The following is a 17,674-nucleotide window of genomic DNA, read 5'->3' as shown; positions in this document are numbered from 1 at the left end:
GTGCCTTTCTGCGTGGAACGGGGAGCCGCGTCCGGGGTCGGACGGGGGAGGTCTAGTGGGCGACGAGGTCCTCGTCGGCGGCGGTGGCGGGGCGCGGACGCAGCAGTCGGGTGCGTCCGCCGCCGTGGCCCCGGTTGGCGAGCCGGCGCACGGCGTAGTCGCCGGCCAGCTGGATCACGGTGACGATGACCGCGATCTCCGCCACGATGATCCACATGAAGGAGGTCTCGAAGCGCAGGTAGCCGTAGCGGTAGGCGAGGTCGCCGAGACCGCCGCCGCCGACCGTGCCGGCCATCGCGGAGTAGCCGATCAGCGCGATGACCGTGGTGGTGACGGAGGCGACGATGCCCGGGAGCGCCTCGGGGACCAGCACCTTGCGGACCAGCGTCCAGGTGCCGCCGCCCATCGCGTGGACGGCCTCGACCAGGCCGCGGTCGACCTCACGGACGGAGGTCTCCACCAGCCGGGCGAAGAACGGGATCGCGCCGACGGTCAGCGGCACGGTGGCCGCCTGCCAGCCCAGGGAGTTGCCGGTGAGCCAGCGGGTGAAGGAGATCAGCGCGATCATCAGGATGATGAACGGCATCGAGCGCGTGAGGTTCACGACCGCGCCGAGCACCTTGTTCACCGGCTGGTTCTGCAGCACCCCGCCCTTGGAGGTGAGCACCAGCAGGATCCCGAGGGGCAGGCCGAGCAGGACCGTGCAGGCGGTCGACACCCCGACCATCTGGAAGGTCTCCTGGGTGGCGGGCCACATCAGCTCCTGCATCTGGTCCCAGGTCATGCCACCGCTCCGTTCGCCGTGCCGACGCCGTCCGCGTCGAGGAGGTCCACCTGCAGGCCCTGCTCGCGCAGGTAGCCGATCGGCACCACGTTGTCCTGGTGGCTGCCGGGCAGTTCGACCCGCATCCGGCCGACCATCCGGCCGGCGATGGTCTCCACCGCGGCACCGAGGATGTTGATGTCGATCTGGTAGGTGCGGGCGAGCTGGGAGACGAACGGCTGGGCCGAGCTGTCTCCCTGGAAGGTGATCTCCAGGACGGTGGAGCCGGCGTGGCCGGTGCCGAACTCGCTGAGCGGAAACAGCTCGCGGGCCAGCTCGGAGCCGGGCTGGGCCAGCAGGTCGGTGAGCTCGCCGGACTCGACCACCCGGCCGCCGCGCATCAGGGCGGCGGAGTCGCAGACGGACTTGATGACGTCCATCTCGTGGGTGATCAGCAGGACGGTGAGGCCCAGCTGCTGGTTGAGGTCGCGCAGCAGCTTGAGGATCGAGCGCGTGGTCTCCGGGTCGAGCGCCGAGGTGGCCTCGTCGGAGAGCAGCACCTTGGGGTCGCCGGCCAGCGCCCGGGCGATGCCGACGCGCTGCTTCTGGCCGCCGGAGAGCTGGTGGGGGTAGCTGCGGGCCTTGTCGCCGAGGCCGACCAGGTCGAGCAGTTCGGCGGCCTTGCGGCGGCGCTCGGTGCGGTCCAGTCCGATGATCTCCAGCGGGAGCTCGACGTTCTGCTGCACGGTCCGCGAGGAGAGCAGGTTGAAGTGCTGGAAGACCATGCCGATCCGGCGGCGGGCCTCGCGCAGCTCCCGGCCGGCCCGGTTCTCGCCGCCGGCCAGCGCGGTGAGTTCGACCCCGTCCACGGTGACCGTGCCGGAGGTCGGGCGCTCCAGCATGTTCACGCAGCGGATGAGGGTGGACTTGCCGGCGCCGCTGGTGCCGACGACTCCGTAGACCTCGCCCGGGCGGACGTGCAGGTCGACGCCGGCGAGGGCGGTCACCTCGCGGCCTCGGGAACGGTAGACCTTCGTCAGGTCCGTGGTGGTGATCACAGCGACTTTCCGTGGGTCGGGGGCGGGCGGCGTGGGTCGACCGCGCGACCGGCGTGCGGTCGGCGGCGGCGTTACGGCGCTGCGCCGGGAGGGTCCGGACCTACCATCCCCTGATCGTGGCCGCTGGACGGCCGGGCCGCGCGACGGCGTGGCCCTAACGAGTCACCCGGCCCGCGGGTGGGCGGGCACGGCGGAGGGAGGGGTCCGGGAGGAGGGGCGCGCTCGCACGGGCGGGAGCGGCGCGGATTCTCGCTTCGGGGCGCGAGGGGGAGGCACCCTCAGGGGTGCCGGGGGCGGTGGCCCTCAGCAGTGACACATTCGACGACACATGGCACGCTCACCTGCCGGCAGGGTGCCGGTGGGGGTCCAGTTCGTCGTCGCAGTCATGTGAGCCAGTAAAACAGATGGGTGGTTTTCCGCCCAATTATTTGCCGGAGCTGTCCGCAATGCGGACATGCACCCCTGCCACCAGCGCGGATACGGCTCGGCGCCGCCACCGGTGGTCCGGATGGTGGCGGCGCCGGGAGCCGGGCGCGGGGCGGCGGGCTCAGGCCGTCGCGGCGAGCGGCGTGGTGGCGGGCTTCTCCAGGTGGACGACGCTCAGCCGGCTGTTGACCTGCTCGACCCGGGTCTGACGGTACCCCTGGCGGGCGTACAGCCGCAGGTTGCCGAGGCTGCGGTGGCCGGTGGACAGCCGGTAGGCACTCACCGGGCCGTGCTGGGCCATGTCGCGCTCCAGCGCGTCCATCAGCCGGCCGCCGAGGCCGTGGCGCTGCATCCGCGGATGGACGACCAGGCGCCCTATCCGGGCGACGCCGTCGGCGCCGACGTGGCCGCGGACCGTGCCCACCACCTCGTCGCCCAGCCGGGCGACCAGGAAGTGCTGTTCGGACAGTTCGGCGCGCAGGCTCTCCAGGCTCTGCGTCAGGGGCTCGATCGCCCAGTCGCCGTACAGCTCGGCCTCGGGCTGGTAGCCGAGGTACTGGAGCTTGAGGATCTGCTCCGCGTCCTCGGCCGTCGCGGCCGAGATGATCACGCTCATGCCCATGTGGAGGGGCCTCCCCAGTCGTCTTGCCCGGCGCGCAGAGGGTGGCGCGCTCACGCTCAGTATCCGAGTGATCGCGTCACCGTCAAGAGCTGCGTTCGCCAGCGCTCTACCCGGGTGTCAGCTCCCCTCAACCTTCGCGGGCGCGGACGTGAGGAGGGTCACCTCCCTCGCCGCGCGGGTGCCGTGGGGTCGTACGGCCGCGCTCAGGGGTAGCGCTCCGCGTGGAGCAGCGTCCGCAGGCAGGCCAGGCAGCGGGAACGGGTGGGGCCGATCGAGCCGCGCGGCATGCCGAGCCGCTCGGCGAGCTCGCGGTAGGTGGGCGGCGGATCCTCGGCGAGGGCGGCGATCAGCTGCGGACAGCGGCCGGGCAGGGCGGCGACGGTCTCGCGGACCACGCGGCGGCGGTCCTCGGCGAGGTAGACGTCCTCGGCGGAGGGGACGGGCGGGATGGCGGTGCACACACCGTGGATGACGGCCCGGGGCGGGGCCGGTTACGCCCGGGCCGACGCGCGGACGCGGGAGGGGCGCGCCGGTCGGACCGCCGCGCCCCTCCCCCGCCGTGCCGGGGCCGGCTCCGACCGCGTCGGGGCCGGCCCTCCCGCCGGGGTCAGCCCCGGGCCCACTCCTGCTGCCGCGCCAGGTCCGCCTTCACCTCGGCGAGCTGGACCGCGACCGCCGAGGGGGCGGTTCCGCCGCGCCCGTCGCGGGCGGCGATGGCGCCGTGGACGCTGAGCACCGAGCGCACCTCGGGCGTCAGGTGCCCGGAGATCGCGGCGAACTGCTCGTCCGTCAGGTCGGACAGCTCGATGCCCTCGGCCTCGCAGACCTTGACGCAGGCGCCGGCCACCTCGTGCGCGACCCGGAACGGCACGCCCTGCTTGACCAGCCACTCGGCGATGTCGGTGGCGAGCGAGAAGCCGGCCGGGGCGAGCTCCTCCAGCCGCTCCCGGTGCACGGTGAGGGTGGCCATCATCCCGGTGAACGCGGGCAGCAGCACCTCCAGCGTGTCGCACGAGTCGAAGACCGGCTCCTTGTCCTCCTGGAGGTCCCGGTTGTAGGCCAGCGGCAGCGCCTTGAGGGTGGCCAGCAGGCCGGTCAGGTTGCCGATCAGCCGGCCGGACTTGCCCCGGGCGAGCTCGGCGATGTCCGGGTTCTTCTTCTGCGGCATGATCGAGGAGCCGGTGGAGAAGGCGTCGTGCAGCGTGATGAAGCCGAACTCCCTGGTGTTCCAGATGATCACCTCCTCCGCGATCCGGGAGAGGTTGACGCCGATCATCGCCGTCACGAAGGCGAACTCGGCGACGAAGTCGCGCGAGGCGGTGCCGTCGATGGAGTTGCCCGCCGAGCCGCCCTCGAAGCCGAGGTCGGCGGCGACGGCCTCGGGGTCCAGGCCGAGCGAGGAGCCGGCCAGCGCGCCGGAGCCGTACGGCGAGACGGCGGTGCGGGCGTCCCACTGGCGCAGCCGCTCGGCGTCCCGGCCGAGGGCCTGCACGTGCGCGAGGACGTGGTGGGCGAAGAGCACCGGCTGGGCGTGCTGGAGGTGGGTGCGGCCCGGCATGGCGGTGTCCGGGTGCGCCTCGGCGAGGCCGACCAGGGCCTGCTGGAGGTCGAGCAGCAGGCCGCCGATGGTCCGGGCGTGGTCCCGCAGGTACATCCGGAACAGGGTGGCGATCTGGTCGTTGCGCGAGCGGCCGGCCCGCAGCTTGCCGCCGAGGTCGGGGCCGAGGCGCTCCAGCAGGCCGCGCTCCAGGGCGGTGTGCACGTCCTCGTCGGCGACGGTGCCGGTGAAGGTGCCCGCCTCGACGTCGGCGAGCAGCCGGTCCAGGCCGGCCAGCATGCCGGCCAGCTCCTCGTCGGAGAGCAGGCCCGCCTTGTGCAGGACCCGGGCGTGGGCCCTGGAGCCGGCGATGTCGTACGGCGCGAGGCGCCAGTCGAAGTGGACCGAGGCCGAGAGCCGGGCCAGCGCCTCGGACGGGCCGTCGGCGAAGCGCGCGCCCCAGAGGCGGACGTCGGAGGACTGCTCGGCGGTCATCGCGTGGCTCCTTCATGGATGTGCGGTGGTTGGCATAAGTATGCACGAGGGCGTATGAAAAACAAACCCCGGCCGGACGGTCTCCGTCGGCCGGGGTTCGTGGGGTCGGGCGGTGCCGCGCTCCCCGCGGCGGGGCGCTACTGCGCCTTCGCCTGGGCGAGTTGCATGAGGTGGTCGGCGAGCGCCTGGCCGCCGGCCGGGTCGCGGCTGATCAGCAGGACGGTGTCGTCGCCGGCGATGGTGCCGATGATCTCGAACACCTCGGCCTGGTCGATCGCCGAGGCCAGGAACTGGGCGGCGCCCGGCGGGGTGCGCAGCACCACGAGGTTGCCGGAGGCCGTCGCGGAGACCATGAGCTCGCCGGCCAGCCGGGCCATCCGGCCCTCGCTGGCCGACTCCCCCATCGGGGCGCGCGGCGTGCGGTCGCCGCCCTCGGCCGGGACGGCGTAGATCAGCGCGCCGTCCCGGTTGCGGATCTTGACCGCGCCCAGCTCGTCCAGGTCCCGGGAGAGGGTGGCCTGGGTGACCACGAGTCCGTCGTCGGCGAGCAGCTTGGCGAGCTGGCTCTGCGAACGCACGGGCTGGCGGGTGAGCAGGTCCACGATCCGTCGGTGGCGCGCGGTGCGGGTCTGCGGGACCTGCGGCGTCGGGCCGGCGGCGGATGGGCCGGAGTGGGATGCGGTCATGTGATTATTCTCCCGGACGGCGGTCAACTCGCATCGGCCGGGGCGCTCTCGCGCACCGTCCGGAGGATGCCCGGCAGCGCGGCCAGGAACGCGTCCGCCTCCTGTTCGGTGAGCACCAGCGGCGGGGCCAGCCGGACGGCGTCCGGGACGGCCGCGTTGACCAGGAAGCCCGCCCGCTGCGCGGCGGCCTGCACCTCGGCCGCGACCGGCGCGGTCAGCACGATGCCGAGCAGCAGTCCCGCGCCGCGCACGTGCGAGACCAGCGGGTCGCCGAGCGCCTCGACGCCGTGCCGCAGCCGCTCGCCGAGCTTGCGGGCGTGCTCCAGCAGGCCCTCGGACTCGATGGTGTCCAGCACCGCGAGCCCGGCCGCGGCGGCCACCGGGTTGCCGCCGAAGGTGGTGCCGTGCTGGCCCGGGGTGAGCAGCTCGGCGGCCGGCCCGAAGGCGAGCACCGCGCCCATCGGCAGGCCGCCGCCGAGCGCCTTGGCCAGGGTGACCACGTCCGGCTCCACGCCCTCGTACGCCTGGTGGGCGAACCAGTGGCCGGTGCGGCCGACGCCGGTCTGGATCTCGTCCAGGACCAGCAGGGTGCCGGTGGCCCGGGTGATCTCGCGGGCCGCCCTCAGGTAGCCCTCGGGCAGCGGGACGGCGCCGTTCTCGCCCTGGATCGGCTCCAGGAAGACGGCGGCGGTCTCCTCGGTGACGGCCGCGCGCAGCGCCTCGACGTCGCCGAACGGGACGTGGGTGACGTCGCCGGGCAGCGGGCGGAACGGGTCCTGCTTGGCGGGCTGACCGGTGAGCGCGAGGGCGCCCATGGTGCGGCCGTGGAAGCCTCCCTGGAGGGCGACCAGGTGGGTCCGGCCGGTCCGCCGGCCGATCTTGAAGGCGGCCTCGTTGGCCTCGGCGCCGGAGTTGCAGAAGAACACCCGGCCGCCGGGGCGGCCGTCCAGCTCCAGCAGCCGCTCGGCGAGCGCGATGGTGGGCTCGGCCATGAAGAGGTTGGAGACGTGGCCGAGGGTGGCGATCTGCCGGCTCACCGCCTCGACGACGGCCGGGTGGGCGGTGCCCAGGGCGTTGACGGCGATGCCGCCGAGCAGGTCGGTGTACTCCTTGCCGTCGGCGTCCCAGAGCTTGCTGCCCTCGCCGCGCACCAGCGGGATGCGGGGGGTGCCGTAGTTGTCGGTGAAGGAGTGCTGCCAGCGCTCGGCGAGCCGCTCGTTGTGGGTCGTGCCGGTCCCGCCAGTCGTGCCAGTCATGCCAGTCCCCCGGTCACGGTCGGTTCGTCGTCCGGCACGACCATCGTGCCGATGCCCTCGTCGGTGAAGATCTCCAGCAGCAGGCTGTGCTGCACCCGGCCGTCCAGCACGCGGGCGGTGCCCACGCCGGAGCGGACGGCGCGCAGGCAGCCCTCCATCTTGGGGAGCATGCCGCTGGCCAGGTCGGGCAGCAGCTCCTCCAGCTCGCTCGCGGTGAGCTGGCTGATCACGTCGTCGGAGTTCGGCCAGTCCTTGTAGAGGCCCTCGACGTCGGTGAGGACGACGAGCATCTCGGCGCCGAGCGCGACCGCGAGGGCGGAGGCGGCGGTGTCGGCGTTGATGTTGTAGACGTGGCCGTCGGTGCCGCGGGCGATCGAGGAGATGACCGGGATGCGGCCGTCGGCGATCATCGCCTTCACCGCGCCGGCCTCGATGTTGACGATGTCGCCCACCAGGCCGATGTCGACCTGCTCGCCGTCCACCACCGCGTAGCGCTTGACCGCCGTCATGGTGTGGGCGTCCTCGCCGGTCATGCCGACCGCGAACGGGCCGTGCTCGTTGAGCAGGCCGACCAGCTCGCGCTGCACCTGGCCGGCCAGCACCATCCGGACCACGTCCATGGTCTCCGGGGTGGTGACCCGCAGGCCGTTGGTGAAGCTCGACTCCAGCCCCAGCCGGTCGAGTTGGGCGCTGATCTGCGGGCCGCCGCCGTGCACCACGACCGGGTGCAGGCCGGCGTAGCGCAGGAAGACCACGTCCTGGGCGAAGGCGGCCTTGAGGCTGTCGTCCACCATGGCGTTGCCGCCGAACTTGATCACGACGGTCTTGCCGTGGAAGCGCTCCAGCCACGGCAGCGCCTCGATCAGCGTCATGGCCTTGGGCAACGCGGTGTTGTTGCGGGCCTGTTCGCCCTTGGGTGCGATCTGCACGGGTTCCCTCGTCGATGGGGGTCCCCCGGCCGGAGGCTGGGGGAGGATGTCGCGGATCAGGTGGCGCGGGCCGGGTGGCGCGGCTCCGGTTCCGCGGACCGGGTGTCGCCGCTCAGGGTGCCGCGGAGGAAGTGACGCGGATCAGGTCGAGTAGGCGCTGTTCTCGTGAACGTAGTCGGCCGTCAGGTCGTTGGTCCACAGCGTGGCGCCCGCCGTACCGGCGTTGAGGTTCGCGGTGACGACGACCTCGCGGCCCTTCATGTCCACCAGGTCGCGGTCCTCGCCCACGCCGCCGGCCCGGCAGACCCAGACGCCGTTGATGGCGACGTCCAGCTCGTTCGGGTCGAACGCCGCGGAGGTGGTGCCGATCGCGGCCAGCACCCGGCCCCAGTTGGGGTCCTCGCCGTGGATGGCGCACTTGAGCAGGTTGTTGCGGCTGATCGTCCGGGCGACCTCGACCGCCTCGTCCTCGGTGGCGGCGCCGGTGACGTCGATCCGGATCTCCTTGCTCGCGCCCTCGGCGTCACCGATCAGCTGGCGGGCCAGGTCGGCGCTGACCGTCCGGACGGCCTCGGCGAACTCGGCCTGCTCCGGGGTGACGCCGGAGGCGGCGGAGGCGAGCAGCAGCACGGTGTCGTTGGTCGACATGCAGCCGTCGGAGTCGATCCGGTCGAAGGTGGTGCGGGTGGCGCCGCGCAGCGCGGCGTCCAGGCCGGCGCTGTCGACGGCGGCGTCGGTGGTGAGCACGACCAGCATGGTGGCGAGGCTCGGCGCGAGCATGCCCGCGCCCTTGGCCATGCCGCCGACCGTCCAGCCGGCCGGGCTGGTGAACCGGGCGGTCTTGTGCACCGTGTCGGTGGTCTTGATGGCGATCGCGGCGGCCTCGCCGCCGGCCTCGTCGAGCTCGCCCGCGGCCAGGGCGACCCCGGGCAGCAGGACGTCCATCGGCAGCCGCACGCCGATCAGGCCGGTGGAGGCGACGGCGACCTCGCCCGCGTTGAGGCCCAGCTCCGCGGCCGCCTTCTCCGCGGTGGCGTGGGTGTCCTGGAAGCCGAGCGGGCCGGTGCAGGCGTTGGCACCACCGGAGTTGAGCACGACGGCGGACACCCGGCCGCCCTTGAGGACCTGCTCGGACCAGAGCACCGGCGCAGCCTTGACCCGGTTGGCGGTGAAGACGCCGGCCGCGGCGAGCGAGGGGCCGTCGTTGACCACCAGGGCGAGGTCGGGGGTGCCGGAGGCCTTGATGCCGGCGGTCACGCCGGCGGCACGGAAGCCCTTGGCCGCGGTCACCCCGACGTTCGTGCTGTTGCTCACGGTGCGACTCCGTTCACGGGAAGGCCCAGCTCCTCGGGCAGGCCCAGGGCGATGTTCATGCTCTGCACCGCGCCGCCGGCGGTGCCCTTGACCAGGTTGTCGATCGCGCTGATCGCGATGATCCGCCCGGCGGCGGCGTCCAGGGCGACCTGGACCAGGGCGGTGTTGGCGCCGTAGACACTGCTGGTCTGCGGCCACTGCCCCTCGGGCAGCAGGTGGACGAAGGGCTCGTCCGCGAAGGCCTCGGTGTACGCGGCGCGCAGGCTCCGGGCCGTCACCTCCGGCCTGGCCTTGGCCGAGCAGGTGGCGAGGATGCCGCGCGGCATCGGGACGAGGGTGGGGGTGAAGGAGACGGTGACCGGCTCGCCCGCGACCGGGGTGAGGTTCTGCGCCATCTCCGGGGTGTGCCGGTGGACGCCGCCGACGCCGTACGGGCTGACGCTGCCCATCACCTCGCTGCCCAGCAGGTGCGGCTTGGCGGCCTTGCCGGCGCCGGAGGTGCCGGAGGCGGCGACCACCACGGCCTCCGGCTCGGCGAGCCGCGCGGCGTACGCGGGGAACAGCGCCAGGGAGACGGCCGTCGGGTAGCAGCCGGGGACGGCGATCCGGTTGCTGCCCTTCAACGCGGCGCGGTGGCCGGGGAGTTCGGGCAGGCCGTAGGGCCAGGTGCCGGCGTGCGCGGAGCCGTAGAACTGCTCCCAGTCGGCGGCGGCCCTGAGCCGGAAGTCGGCGCCGCAGTCGATCACCAGGACGTTCGGGCCGAGTTCCTCGGCGACGGCGGCGGACTGTCCGTGCGGCAGCGCCAGGAACACCACGTCGTGGTCGGCCAGCACCTCGGGGGTGGTGGCCTCGAGGACGCGGTCGGCCAGCGGGAGGAGGTGCGGCTGCAGCGCGCCCAGTCCGGTGCCCGCGTTCGAGCCGCCGGTCAGCGCCCCGATCTCCACCTCCGGGTGGCCGAGCAGCAGGCGCAGCACCTCACCGCCCGCGTAACCGCTCGCGCCGGCGACGGCGACTCGCAATGCCATGGCGTTCCTCCTTCGACTTGGCATGAATATACGCGCGGTGGAAAATTCATGCAAGGAGTTCATGTCGCATCCCGGCGGGGCAGAGCCGCCCGGGTCAGCGCTTGACGGCCCGCAGCACCACGAACTTGGGGTTGCCGGCGACGAGTTGGCAGTTGCCGAAGAGGCGGCGCAGCTTGACGTGGTAACCGAGGTGGCGGTTGCCGACCACCCAGAGTTCGCCGCCGGGCCGCAGCGCCCGCCTGGCGCCGGTGAACATCCGCCAGGCGGTGGCGTCGGTGGTGGCCTGGTGGGAGTGGAAGGGCGGGTTGTTGAGCACCAGGTCCACCGAGCCGGCCGCGACCACGTCCGGGGCCAGGGCGTCGGCGGCCAGGAACTCGGCCGGAGCGTCCGGGCCCAGGTTGAGGCGGAAGGTCTCCTCGGCGGAGGCCACCGCCTGGTGCGACTCGTCCACGAACACCAGCTCCGCGCCGGGCCCGGCCAGCGCCGCGGCCGTGCCGACCACGCCGTTGCCGCAGCCGAGGTCCACCACCCGGGCGCCGGCCGCCGGGACGGGCAGGTGGGCGAGGAGGAAGCGGGTGCCGATGTCGAGCCGTTCGGCGCAGAAGGTGCCCGCGTGGTTGACGACGGTACGGCCGGAGGCGGGGCCGACGTCCGGGGGCAGCGCGTAGCGGTGCGGCCACGGACTGGGGCCGGGGTCGAGGGTCCGGTCCGGGGTGCAGAAGATCAGCCGGGCCTTGCGGACCGCCAGCGAGGTGCGGGTCGGGCCGAGGATCCGCTCGAACAGCTGGAGCGTGGAGGTGTGGATCTCGGTGACCATGCCGGTGCCGATCACCACGGTGCCCTCGTGGACGGCGGGGGCGAGCCGGTGCAGCTGGTCCTCCAGCAGGGCCAGGCTCTTGGGGACGCGCACCAGCAGCACGTCGATCCGCTCCGGCACCGCGTCCCGGGTGGTCAGCAGCCGCGCCTCGTCCACGGCGGCGCCGGCCCGGGCCAGATTGGCCAGGGTGGCCCGCCGGCCGAGGTGGGAGTCGGTGATCTGCAGCGGCCGGTGCCCGGCGAGCGCGGTGGTCAGCGCGCCCCAGCGGTCACCGAGGACGGCGACCGTGCGGCCGGCCAGTTCCGTCGCGGCGCCGGCCGCGCTGTCGGCCTCGCCCGCGAGGTGGCGCAGCAGGTACTCGTCGGCGGCGTCCCAGGCCCGGAGCCGCTCGCGCGGGTCCACCGGGAAGCGGGTGAGCTCCAAGGTGCCCCACGGGGTGGCCATGGTGGTGTTCGACGGGGTCGCGGCGGGCGTGGTCTGGGAATTCATCGTGCTCCCAGGCTATCCGACAGCCCCCGGGGGCGATTACGGACGGATACTGGAAGAGCCCGACCGAGAGGGGTGAGGGCGATGGAGTGGAAACTCGAAGTCGTGGTGGTCCCGGTGTCCGACGTGGACCGCTCGAAGCTCTTCTACGAGGAGCAGGTCGGGTTCACCGTCGACCACGACACCCTGCTGCGGGACGGGATCCGGGTGGTCCAGCTGACTCCCCCCGGCTCGCCCTGCTCCATCGTGGTGGGCAAGGGGGTGATCGACTCGCCGCCCGGATCGGTGAAGGGCCTCCAGCTGGTGGTGCCGGACATCGACAAGGCGCACGCCGAACTGACGGCGCGGGGCGTGCCGGTCAGCCCCGTCCAGCACTTCGTGACGGGGGGCCGGGTGGACGGCCACGGCGAGGCGTGGAACAACTTCGTGTTCTTCAACGACCCGGACGGGAACGGCTGGGCGGTCCAGGAGGCGCCGCGCGCCGGATAGGTCTCGGTTAGGCTCCGAGGATGGCTGAACACGAGGGAAGCGTGCGGGTGGACAGCTGGATCTGGTCGGTCCGGCTGGTCAGGACGCGGGCGCTGGCGGCCGCCGCGTGCCGGGCCGGGCACGTCCGGGTGAACGGCGAACGGGCCAAGCCCGCCCAGGCACTGAAGCCCGGGGACGAGGTCCGGGTCCGCGAGGAGGGCTACGAACGGGTCGTGGTGGTGCGGAAGCTGATCCGCAAGCGGGTCGGCGCCGCGGTCGCGGCGGAGTGCCTGCTCGACAACAGCCCGCCGCGGCCGCCGCGCGAGTTCGTCGCGGCGGCCGGGACGCGGGACCGCGGCACCGGGCGGCCGACCAAGCGGGAGCGCCGCGAGCTGGACCAGCTGCGCGGACACTGAGCGCTACCGGTCCGTCACGCGGCGGCGGTGGCCAGCACCTTGTCGAGGAAGCCGCCGAGGTTGCCCACCGTACGGTCGATCTGCAGCTCCAGCGGCAGCGACTCGTCGGGCCGGGTGACCAGGGTGGACTTCTTCAGCCCGCGCACGTACAGCGAGCAGGCCAGGTCGGCGCAGATGTAGGTGCCGACCGTGTTGCCCTCGCGCCCGGCCGTCCCGGCCCGGCGGGCGGCGAGCAGCGCCACCCCTGACCCGGCGTGCGCGGTGATGCACAGCGAGCACACGTTGGTCTTGGTCAGGCTGCGCCGGATCACCGGCGAGCGCAGCGTCACGCCGACGAGCTCGCCGCCGTACGGCGCCACCAGGTACGCGCGGTCGGGTGCGCCCTGGTCCCGCCAGCCGAGGAAGTCAAGGTGCTCCCAGGGCAGTTCGGCCAGGCCCCGGGGCAGGTTGAGCCGGCGGGCCTCGCCCTTGGAGCAGTTGACGAAGGACGCGCGGATCTCGTTCTCACTCAGGGGTTCCATGTCGCGGAAGCTAACACCGACCCGTCCGCCCTGTCGCGCCGTTTTCACCCGGTGCGGACCGGATGGGCGGCCTGGACGGCCAGCCGCCGCGGGGCGTCCTCGCCGATCCGGGTGAGCAGGTCGTCCAGCGCGAGGAAGGCCTCCCAGCGCTCCCTGCCGCCGGCGGCGAGGAGGTCCACCACGCGGTCCTCCAGGTCCTGGACGCGCTTGTTCTTCCAGGCCTTGTCGGCGAGGCTGACCAGCAGTTCCTCGACGGTCACACCGGGTCCGCCCCAGCTCGCGTGGCTGCGGGCGAAGCGGGCGAGGTGCTCGGGGACTCCGTGGGAGAGCAGCAGCCGGTGTCCGGCGGCCTCGTGCAGGGAGCCGGGGCCGGAGAGCTCCCCGGGGTGGAGGACCTTGCCGATGTCATGGGTGGCGGCGCCGTAGCGGACCGCCTCGCGGTCGAAGGCCAGACCCTCGCGGGCGCAGAAGTCGGCGATCTCCTCGGCCGCCTCGTGCACCAGCGCGAGGTGGGCGACCAGGCGGGGCGGGGCGTCGACGGCCCGCAGGAGGTCGGCGACGTCCGGGGGCAGCGGCGGCAGGGACTCGGTCACGGCGTCGGGCCGGCTCCGGGGTGAGGGGATGTCAGTGAGGGTCCGTAGGCTTCTGCCGTCCGGTCCCGGGGGCGCAGGAGGGAGGCGCCGGGGCCGGACGCGACGGAGCGGGGAGGGGCTCTACTTCTTGAAGGCGACGCCGGCGTACGCCGAGACGTCCTGCCAGCCCTCGGGGAGTTCGGAGGTGGGCACGTGGCCGGCGGTGGGGCGCCAGAGCGGGAGCTGGACGAGCCCGGGGCCGGCGAACTCGAAGTCGCCGAAGAAGGGTTCGACGCCGGAGCGCGGGCGCAGCACGAGCGGGGCGCTGGCGCTCCGGTAGATCCGGGTGCCCTCGGCGGCGCTCTCGCGGGAGGCGAAGTCGGGGCTGCCGTGGGAGAGGATCAGCGCGCTGCCGGGGGCGAGCGCGTCGCGCAGGGTGCGGACGATCCGCTGCGCACCGTCCTCGTCGCGGATGAAGTGCAGGACGGCGACCAGCATCAGCGCGACCGGCTGGGAGAGGTCGACGGCGCGGGCCAGCTCGGGGTGGCCGAGGATCGCGGCCGGGTCGCGCAGGTCGGCCTCGATCACCGAGGTGTGCCCGGCGGGGTGGCTCGCCAGCAGGGCGCGGGCGTGGGTGGCGACGATCGGGTCGTTGTCCACGTACACCACCCGGGCGTCCGGGGCGACGCGCTGGGCGACCTCGCTGGTGGAGCCGACCGCCGGGATGCCGGTGCCGATGTCGACGAACTGGCGCACGCCCCGGCCCGCCACGAACTCCACGGCGCGGCCGAGGAACTGCCGGTTGGTGCGGGCCAGCAGCGGCAGCGCGGGGTAGGCGGATATCGCGGCCTGGGCGGCCTTGCGGTCGGCCTCGAAGTTGTCCTTGCCGCCGAGGTAGTAGTCGTACATCCGGGCGGTGTGCGGGACACCGGTGTCCAGCTCGCTCGGCGGCTGCCAGTCGTCGGCTCTGGCCCAGTCCCACTCGGTGCCCGCGCTCCGGCCGGTCGCCGCGCTGTCCTCGTACATCCTGTCCGCCCCCAATGCGCAATGCCGGAAGAGTCTGGCCACCGCCCGTCACGCGGTGCGCGGTGATCGTATCCAAGGACACTCCGCGGAAACAGCGGGAGTTCAGGTTCACGCAACACCCGGTGACGGACGGTGTCCACGTCAAGGGCCGGTGCGGCCGGTCGTACCGGATCGCCCGGCCGGACCGCGCTCTCTATGCTGGCTGCCGATGACTGCCGACCGCCGCACCGTGCTGCGCACCACCGCCCGACTCGCCGCCCTCGCCGCCACCGGCGGCCTGCTCACCGCCTGCGGCACCGGAACGCGCCGCCGGGCCGATCCGGGGGCGCTCGCCGCGCACCCCGGCACCGTGGACCCGCAGCACACCACCGACCCGGCCTGGAACGGCGGCGAGGGCCCGGGCTCCCCCGCGCCCTCCGCCCCGGCGGAGCCCGGTCCGGCCGGTGGGCCGACCGCCGCCGCGGCCGCCGCCACCCAGCCCTCCGCCCCGCCGGCCCCGCCCGCGCTGCCGCCGCTGGCGCCCGGCACCCCGGTCGAGGTCGCGTACGGGCCGCGCACCGGCCGGAACGTGGCGCTCACCGTCCACGGCAGCGGCGACCCGAAGCTGGCCACCGCCCTGCTGGAGGCCGCCGAGCAGCGCGGCGCCAGGCTGACCGTGATGGTGGTCGGCAGCTGGCTCGACCAGCAGCCGCAGATGGCCCGGCGGATCCTGGACGGCGGCCACGAGCTGGGCAACCACACCCAGAACCACCTCAACATCTCGGCGATGACGCCGGACCAGGCGCGCGCCGAGATCGCCCAGTGCGCGGAGCGCCTGCAGCGGCTCACCGGCTCGATCGGCCGCTGGTTCCGCCCGTCCGCCGCGCAGTACGCCACGCCGATGGTGCGCGAGCAGGCCAGGGCGGTCGGGTACGAGCACGTGCTGTCCTTCGACGTCGACCCGCGCGACTACGGCGACCCGTCGGCCGCCGAGCTGCAGCGCCGGGTGCTGAACTCGGTGCGCGGCGGGTCGGTGGTGGCGCTGCACATGGGGCACCAGTGCACGGTGGACGCGCTGCCCGGGATCCTGGACGGGCTGGCCAGGGCGGGGCTCAAGCCGGTGACCGCCAGCCAGCTCTGCGCCTGAGGGCGCGCTCAGACCATCGGGTCGTCGTCCTTGTACGGGCGCAGCCGCAGCGTGCGGGCGTCCGCGGCGCGGATCTCGTCGGCCCGGTTGACCAGGTCCTCCAGGTTGTCCCGGCCGGCGTGGATGAACCGCCCGTGCAGTGCGTCGAAGCGGCCGCGGGCGGCGTCCACGGTGACCGCGACCATGTACGGGATGGAGTCCCAGGACCTGGCGTCCTTGAACATCGGCATCCCGGCGGTCATGTCGGTGGCCACCGCGCCCGGGCTGATGTCGAGGACGACGATGCCGTTGCGGGCGAGCGAGTCCGCCATGTTGTCGGAGAGCTGGAGCAGCGCGCCCTTGGAGGTGGCGTACGCGGTGTAGTGGCCGTCCGGGCGCAGCGCGAAGCCGGAGTTCAGGTTGACCACCCGGCCGCGCCGGCGGGCGACCATGCCGGGCAGCACGCAGCGCAGCAGGTTGTAGGGGCCGCGCAGGTTGGTCTCGACCACCTGCCACCACTGGTTGGCGTCGGTCTCCCAGAGCGGAACCTCGGCGCGGTCGACCAGGCCGGCGTTGTTGACCAGCAGGTCGATCGGTCCGAGGTCGCGCTCGACCACCCGGACCGCCTCGCGGACCGACCCGGGGCGGGTGACGTCGGCGGTCACGGCGACGCCCCGCGAGCCCCGTCTGACGCACTCCTTGAGGGTGTCGGTCAGCGTCTCGTGGGTGCGGCCGACCAGGCCGACGGCCATCCCCTCGGCGGCCAGGCCGATGGCGAGCTCCCGGCCGATGCCCCGGCCGGCGCCGGTGACCAGGGCGACCTGTCCCGCGAGCGATCCCGTCGACACCCTGTGCTCCCTTCGGGCCCCCGGCCGTGTCCGCTTCCGCCCCCTCCCCGTCTGCGGCATTCTGTCGGCCGCCGGGCGGAGCAGGCCCCGGGCACACGGGTCCGGGGGCGCCGCGTCACTCGTTCGGGGGATTCCCGGTGGTGGCACCCTGCCGGGGAGGGGGTGACCTACTGGCCGGTACGGAGTAGTAACGTCGTCGGGGCGGTGACCGGTGCACCCATTCCGGTACACCGGCCCGTCGTCCAGCAGCTCGCTGGGCCACCCGTAGCTGGGCGACCCCCAGCACCGTCGAAGGGCAACTGAGTGAGTGACATCGCGCGCGTCGGAGTGATCGGCTGCGGCCTGATGGGGTCGGGTATCGCCGAGGTCTTCGCCCGGGCCGGGCTGGACGTCCTGGTGTCGGAGGCCAGCGGTGAGGCCCTGGAGTTCGGCCGCACCCGGCTGACCAACTCCCTGGACACGGCGGTCAAGCGGGGCAAGCTGACCCCCGAGCAGCGGGACGAGGCGATGGCCCGGCTGTCCTTCACCGTCGACCTGTCCGACTTCGCCGACCGCGACCTGGTGGTCGAGGCCGTCGCCGAGCGCGAGGACGTCAAGGTCCGGATCTTCGAGACCCTGGACCGGGTGGTCGAGCGCCGCGACGCGATCCTGGCCTCCAACACCTCCTCGATCCCGATCGTCAAGCTGGCCGCCGCCACCACCCGCCCGGAGCAGGTGATCGGCCTGCACTTCTTCAACCCGGCGCCGGTGCAGAAGCTGGTCGAGGTCATCCCGACCCTGACCACCTCGGCGACCACCACCGAGCGGGTCGAGGCCTTCGCCTCCCAGGTGCTCGGCAAGGAGCCGATCCGCGCCCGCGACCGGGCCGGCTTCGTGGTCAACGCGCTGCTGGTGCCGTACCTGCTGTCCGCGGTGCGGATGTTCGAGTCGGGCGTGGCCACCGCCTCCGACATCGACAAGGGCATGGAGGCCGGCTGCGCCCACCCGATGGGCCCGCTGCGGCTGTGCGACCTGATCGGCCTGGACACCATCGTCTCGATCGCCGAGTCGATGTACGACGAGTACAAGGAGCCGCTGTACGCCGCTCCCCCGCTGCTCTCCCGGATGGTCGACGCGGGCCTGCTGGGCCGCAAGTCCGGCCGCGGCTTCTACGACTACACCGCGAGCGCCTGACCTGCGCGGCGTACCGGACACCAGGGGCCCGGGGGGCGGGGGGCGGCCCCCCGGCCCCCGGGGGGGGGGGGGGGGGGGCGCGGGTGTTTGGGGAGCTGGCGCCGGAGACCATACACAACAGCGGCGGGGTG

The 17,674-nt window shown here is 73.6% G+C and carries 19 protein-coding genes; 4 read left to right on the top strand and 15 right to left on the bottom strand.

The features are described from left to right. Positions 1–52: 52 nt before the first annotated feature. From ACIQI7_RS03960 to ACIQI7_RS03910, 11 genes are all read right to left on the bottom strand, one after another. On the bottom strand, positions 53–784 hold the full coding sequence (locus tag ACIQI7_RS03960; protein WP_387750745.1) for a methionine ABC transporter permease: 732 nt from the start codon (positions 782–784) through the stop codon (positions 53–55). Further along, a complete protein-coding gene (locus tag ACIQI7_RS03955; protein WP_401104848.1) occupies positions 781–1,821 on the bottom strand; it encodes a methionine ABC transporter ATP-binding protein in 1,041 nt (346 codons plus the stop codon). The genes ACIQI7_RS03960 and ACIQI7_RS03955 overlap by 4 nt, the downstream gene beginning before the upstream one ends. A 547-nt stretch (positions 1,822–2,368) precedes the next feature. Further along, a complete protein-coding gene (locus tag ACIQI7_RS03950) occupies positions 2,369–2,869 on the bottom strand; it encodes a GNAT family N-acetyltransferase (protein WP_401104845.1) in 501 nt (166 codons plus the stop codon). A gap of 203 nt (positions 2,870–3,072) precedes the next feature. Further along, positions 3,073–3,330, bottom strand: coding sequence for a hypothetical protein (locus tag ACIQI7_RS03945; RefSeq protein WP_401104842.1), 258 nt, complete (start codon positions 3,328–3,330; stop codon positions 3,073–3,075). Positions 3,331–3,476: 146 nt separating this feature from the next. Further along, positions 3,477–4,901, bottom strand: a complete 1,425-nt coding sequence (gene argH / locus ACIQI7_RS03940; RefSeq protein ID WP_401104839.1) for an argininosuccinate lyase — start codon at positions 4,899–4,901, stop codon at positions 3,477–3,479. Between the two features lie 137 nt (positions 4,902–5,038). Then, positions 5,039–5,587 (bottom strand): arginine repressor, encoded by a 549-nt coding sequence (locus ACIQI7_RS03935; protein WP_049652068.1) that lies wholly within the window; start codon positions 5,585–5,587, stop codon positions 5,039–5,041. A gap of 23 nt (positions 5,588–5,610) precedes the next feature. Continuing rightward, positions 5,611–6,843: an acetylornithine transaminase gene (locus ACIQI7_RS03930; RefSeq protein WP_401104837.1), complete on the bottom strand. Its 1,233-nt coding sequence runs from the start codon at positions 6,841–6,843 to the stop codon at positions 5,611–5,613. Further along, complete coding sequence (gene argB, locus ACIQI7_RS03925) at positions 6,840–7,715, bottom strand: acetylglutamate kinase (protein WP_387751910.1); 876 nt, start codon at positions 7,713–7,715, stop codon at positions 6,840–6,842. Before argB ends, ACIQI7_RS03930 begins: the two co-directional genes overlap by 4 nt. Positions 7,716–7,913: 198 nt before the next feature. Further along, the gene (argJ, locus tag ACIQI7_RS03920; protein ID WP_401104834.1) at positions 7,914–9,086 is read right to left on the bottom strand and encodes a bifunctional glutamate N-acetyltransferase/amino-acid acetyltransferase ArgJ; all 1,173 of its coding nucleotides are present in this window, start codon (positions 9,084–9,086) and stop codon (positions 7,914–7,916) included. Next, the gene (gene argC / locus ACIQI7_RS03915) at positions 9,083–10,111 is read right to left on the bottom strand and encodes an N-acetyl-gamma-glutamyl-phosphate reductase (RefSeq protein ID WP_401104832.1); all 1,029 of its coding nucleotides are present in this window, start codon (positions 10,109–10,111) and stop codon (positions 9,083–9,085) included. The genes argJ and argC overlap by 4 nt, the downstream gene beginning before the upstream one ends. Before the next feature lie 94 nt (positions 10,112–10,205). Continuing rightward, positions 10,206–11,372, bottom strand: a complete 1,167-nt coding sequence (locus ACIQI7_RS03910; protein WP_401105672.1) for a methyltransferase — start codon at positions 11,370–11,372, stop codon at positions 10,206–10,208. A 126-nt stretch (positions 11,373–11,498) separates the two neighbouring features. Between ACIQI7_RS03910 and ACIQI7_RS03905 the strand changes: the two genes are divergently transcribed. Then, entirely contained in the window at positions 11,499–11,903 is a 405-nt protein-coding gene (locus ACIQI7_RS03905; protein ID WP_401104830.1) for a VOC family protein, read from the top strand. 20 nt (positions 11,904–11,923) lie between these two features. After that, positions 11,924–12,298, top strand: a complete 375-nt coding sequence (locus ACIQI7_RS03900) for an RNA-binding S4 domain-containing protein (RefSeq protein ID WP_387750719.1) — start codon at positions 11,924–11,926, stop codon at positions 12,296–12,298. 14 nt (positions 12,299–12,312) lie between these two features. Here the strand turns inward: ACIQI7_RS03900 and ACIQI7_RS03895 are convergent, their stop codons facing one another. From ACIQI7_RS03895 to ACIQI7_RS03885, 3 genes are all read right to left on the bottom strand, one after another. After that, positions 12,313–12,819 (bottom strand): FBP domain-containing protein, encoded by a 507-nt coding sequence (locus ACIQI7_RS03895; protein ID WP_387750716.1) that lies wholly within the window; start codon positions 12,817–12,819, stop codon positions 12,313–12,315. 44 nt (positions 12,820–12,863) lie between these two features. Further along, a complete protein-coding gene (locus ACIQI7_RS03890; RefSeq protein WP_401104825.1) occupies positions 12,864–13,412 on the bottom strand; it encodes an HDIG domain-containing metalloprotein in 549 nt (182 codons plus the stop codon). Positions 13,413–13,532: 120 nt separating this feature from the next. Then, positions 13,533–14,417, bottom strand: a complete 885-nt coding sequence (locus ACIQI7_RS03885) for an SAM-dependent methyltransferase (protein ID WP_401104823.1) — start codon at positions 14,415–14,417, stop codon at positions 13,533–13,535. Between the two features lie 208 nt (positions 14,418–14,625). Between ACIQI7_RS03885 and ACIQI7_RS03880 the strand changes: the two genes are divergently transcribed. Continuing rightward, positions 14,626–15,543 (top strand): polysaccharide deacetylase family protein, encoded by a 918-nt coding sequence (locus ACIQI7_RS03880; RefSeq protein WP_401104820.1) that lies wholly within the window; start codon positions 14,626–14,628, stop codon positions 15,541–15,543. Between the two features lie 8 nt (positions 15,544–15,551). Here ACIQI7_RS03880 and ACIQI7_RS03875 read toward each other — a convergent pair whose 3' ends face one another. After that, positions 15,552–16,370, bottom strand: a complete 819-nt coding sequence (locus ACIQI7_RS03875; protein WP_401104817.1) for an SDR family NAD(P)-dependent oxidoreductase — start codon at positions 16,368–16,370, stop codon at positions 15,552–15,554. A 303-nt stretch (positions 16,371–16,673) separates the two neighbouring features. Between ACIQI7_RS03875 and ACIQI7_RS03870 the strand changes: the two genes are divergently transcribed. Continuing rightward, entirely contained in the window at positions 16,674–17,543 is an 870-nt protein-coding gene (locus tag ACIQI7_RS03870) for a 3-hydroxybutyryl-CoA dehydrogenase (protein WP_387750702.1), read from the top strand. The last annotated feature ends 131 nt before the right edge of the window (positions 17,544–17,674 follow it).

The sequence above is a fragment of the Kitasatospora sp. NPDC092039 genome (assembly GCF_044756065.1).
Taxonomy (GTDB): Bacteria; Actinomycetota; Actinomycetes; order Streptomycetales; family Streptomycetaceae; genus Kitasatospora.
This window is presented reverse-complemented; position numbering and strand designations above follow the sequence as displayed.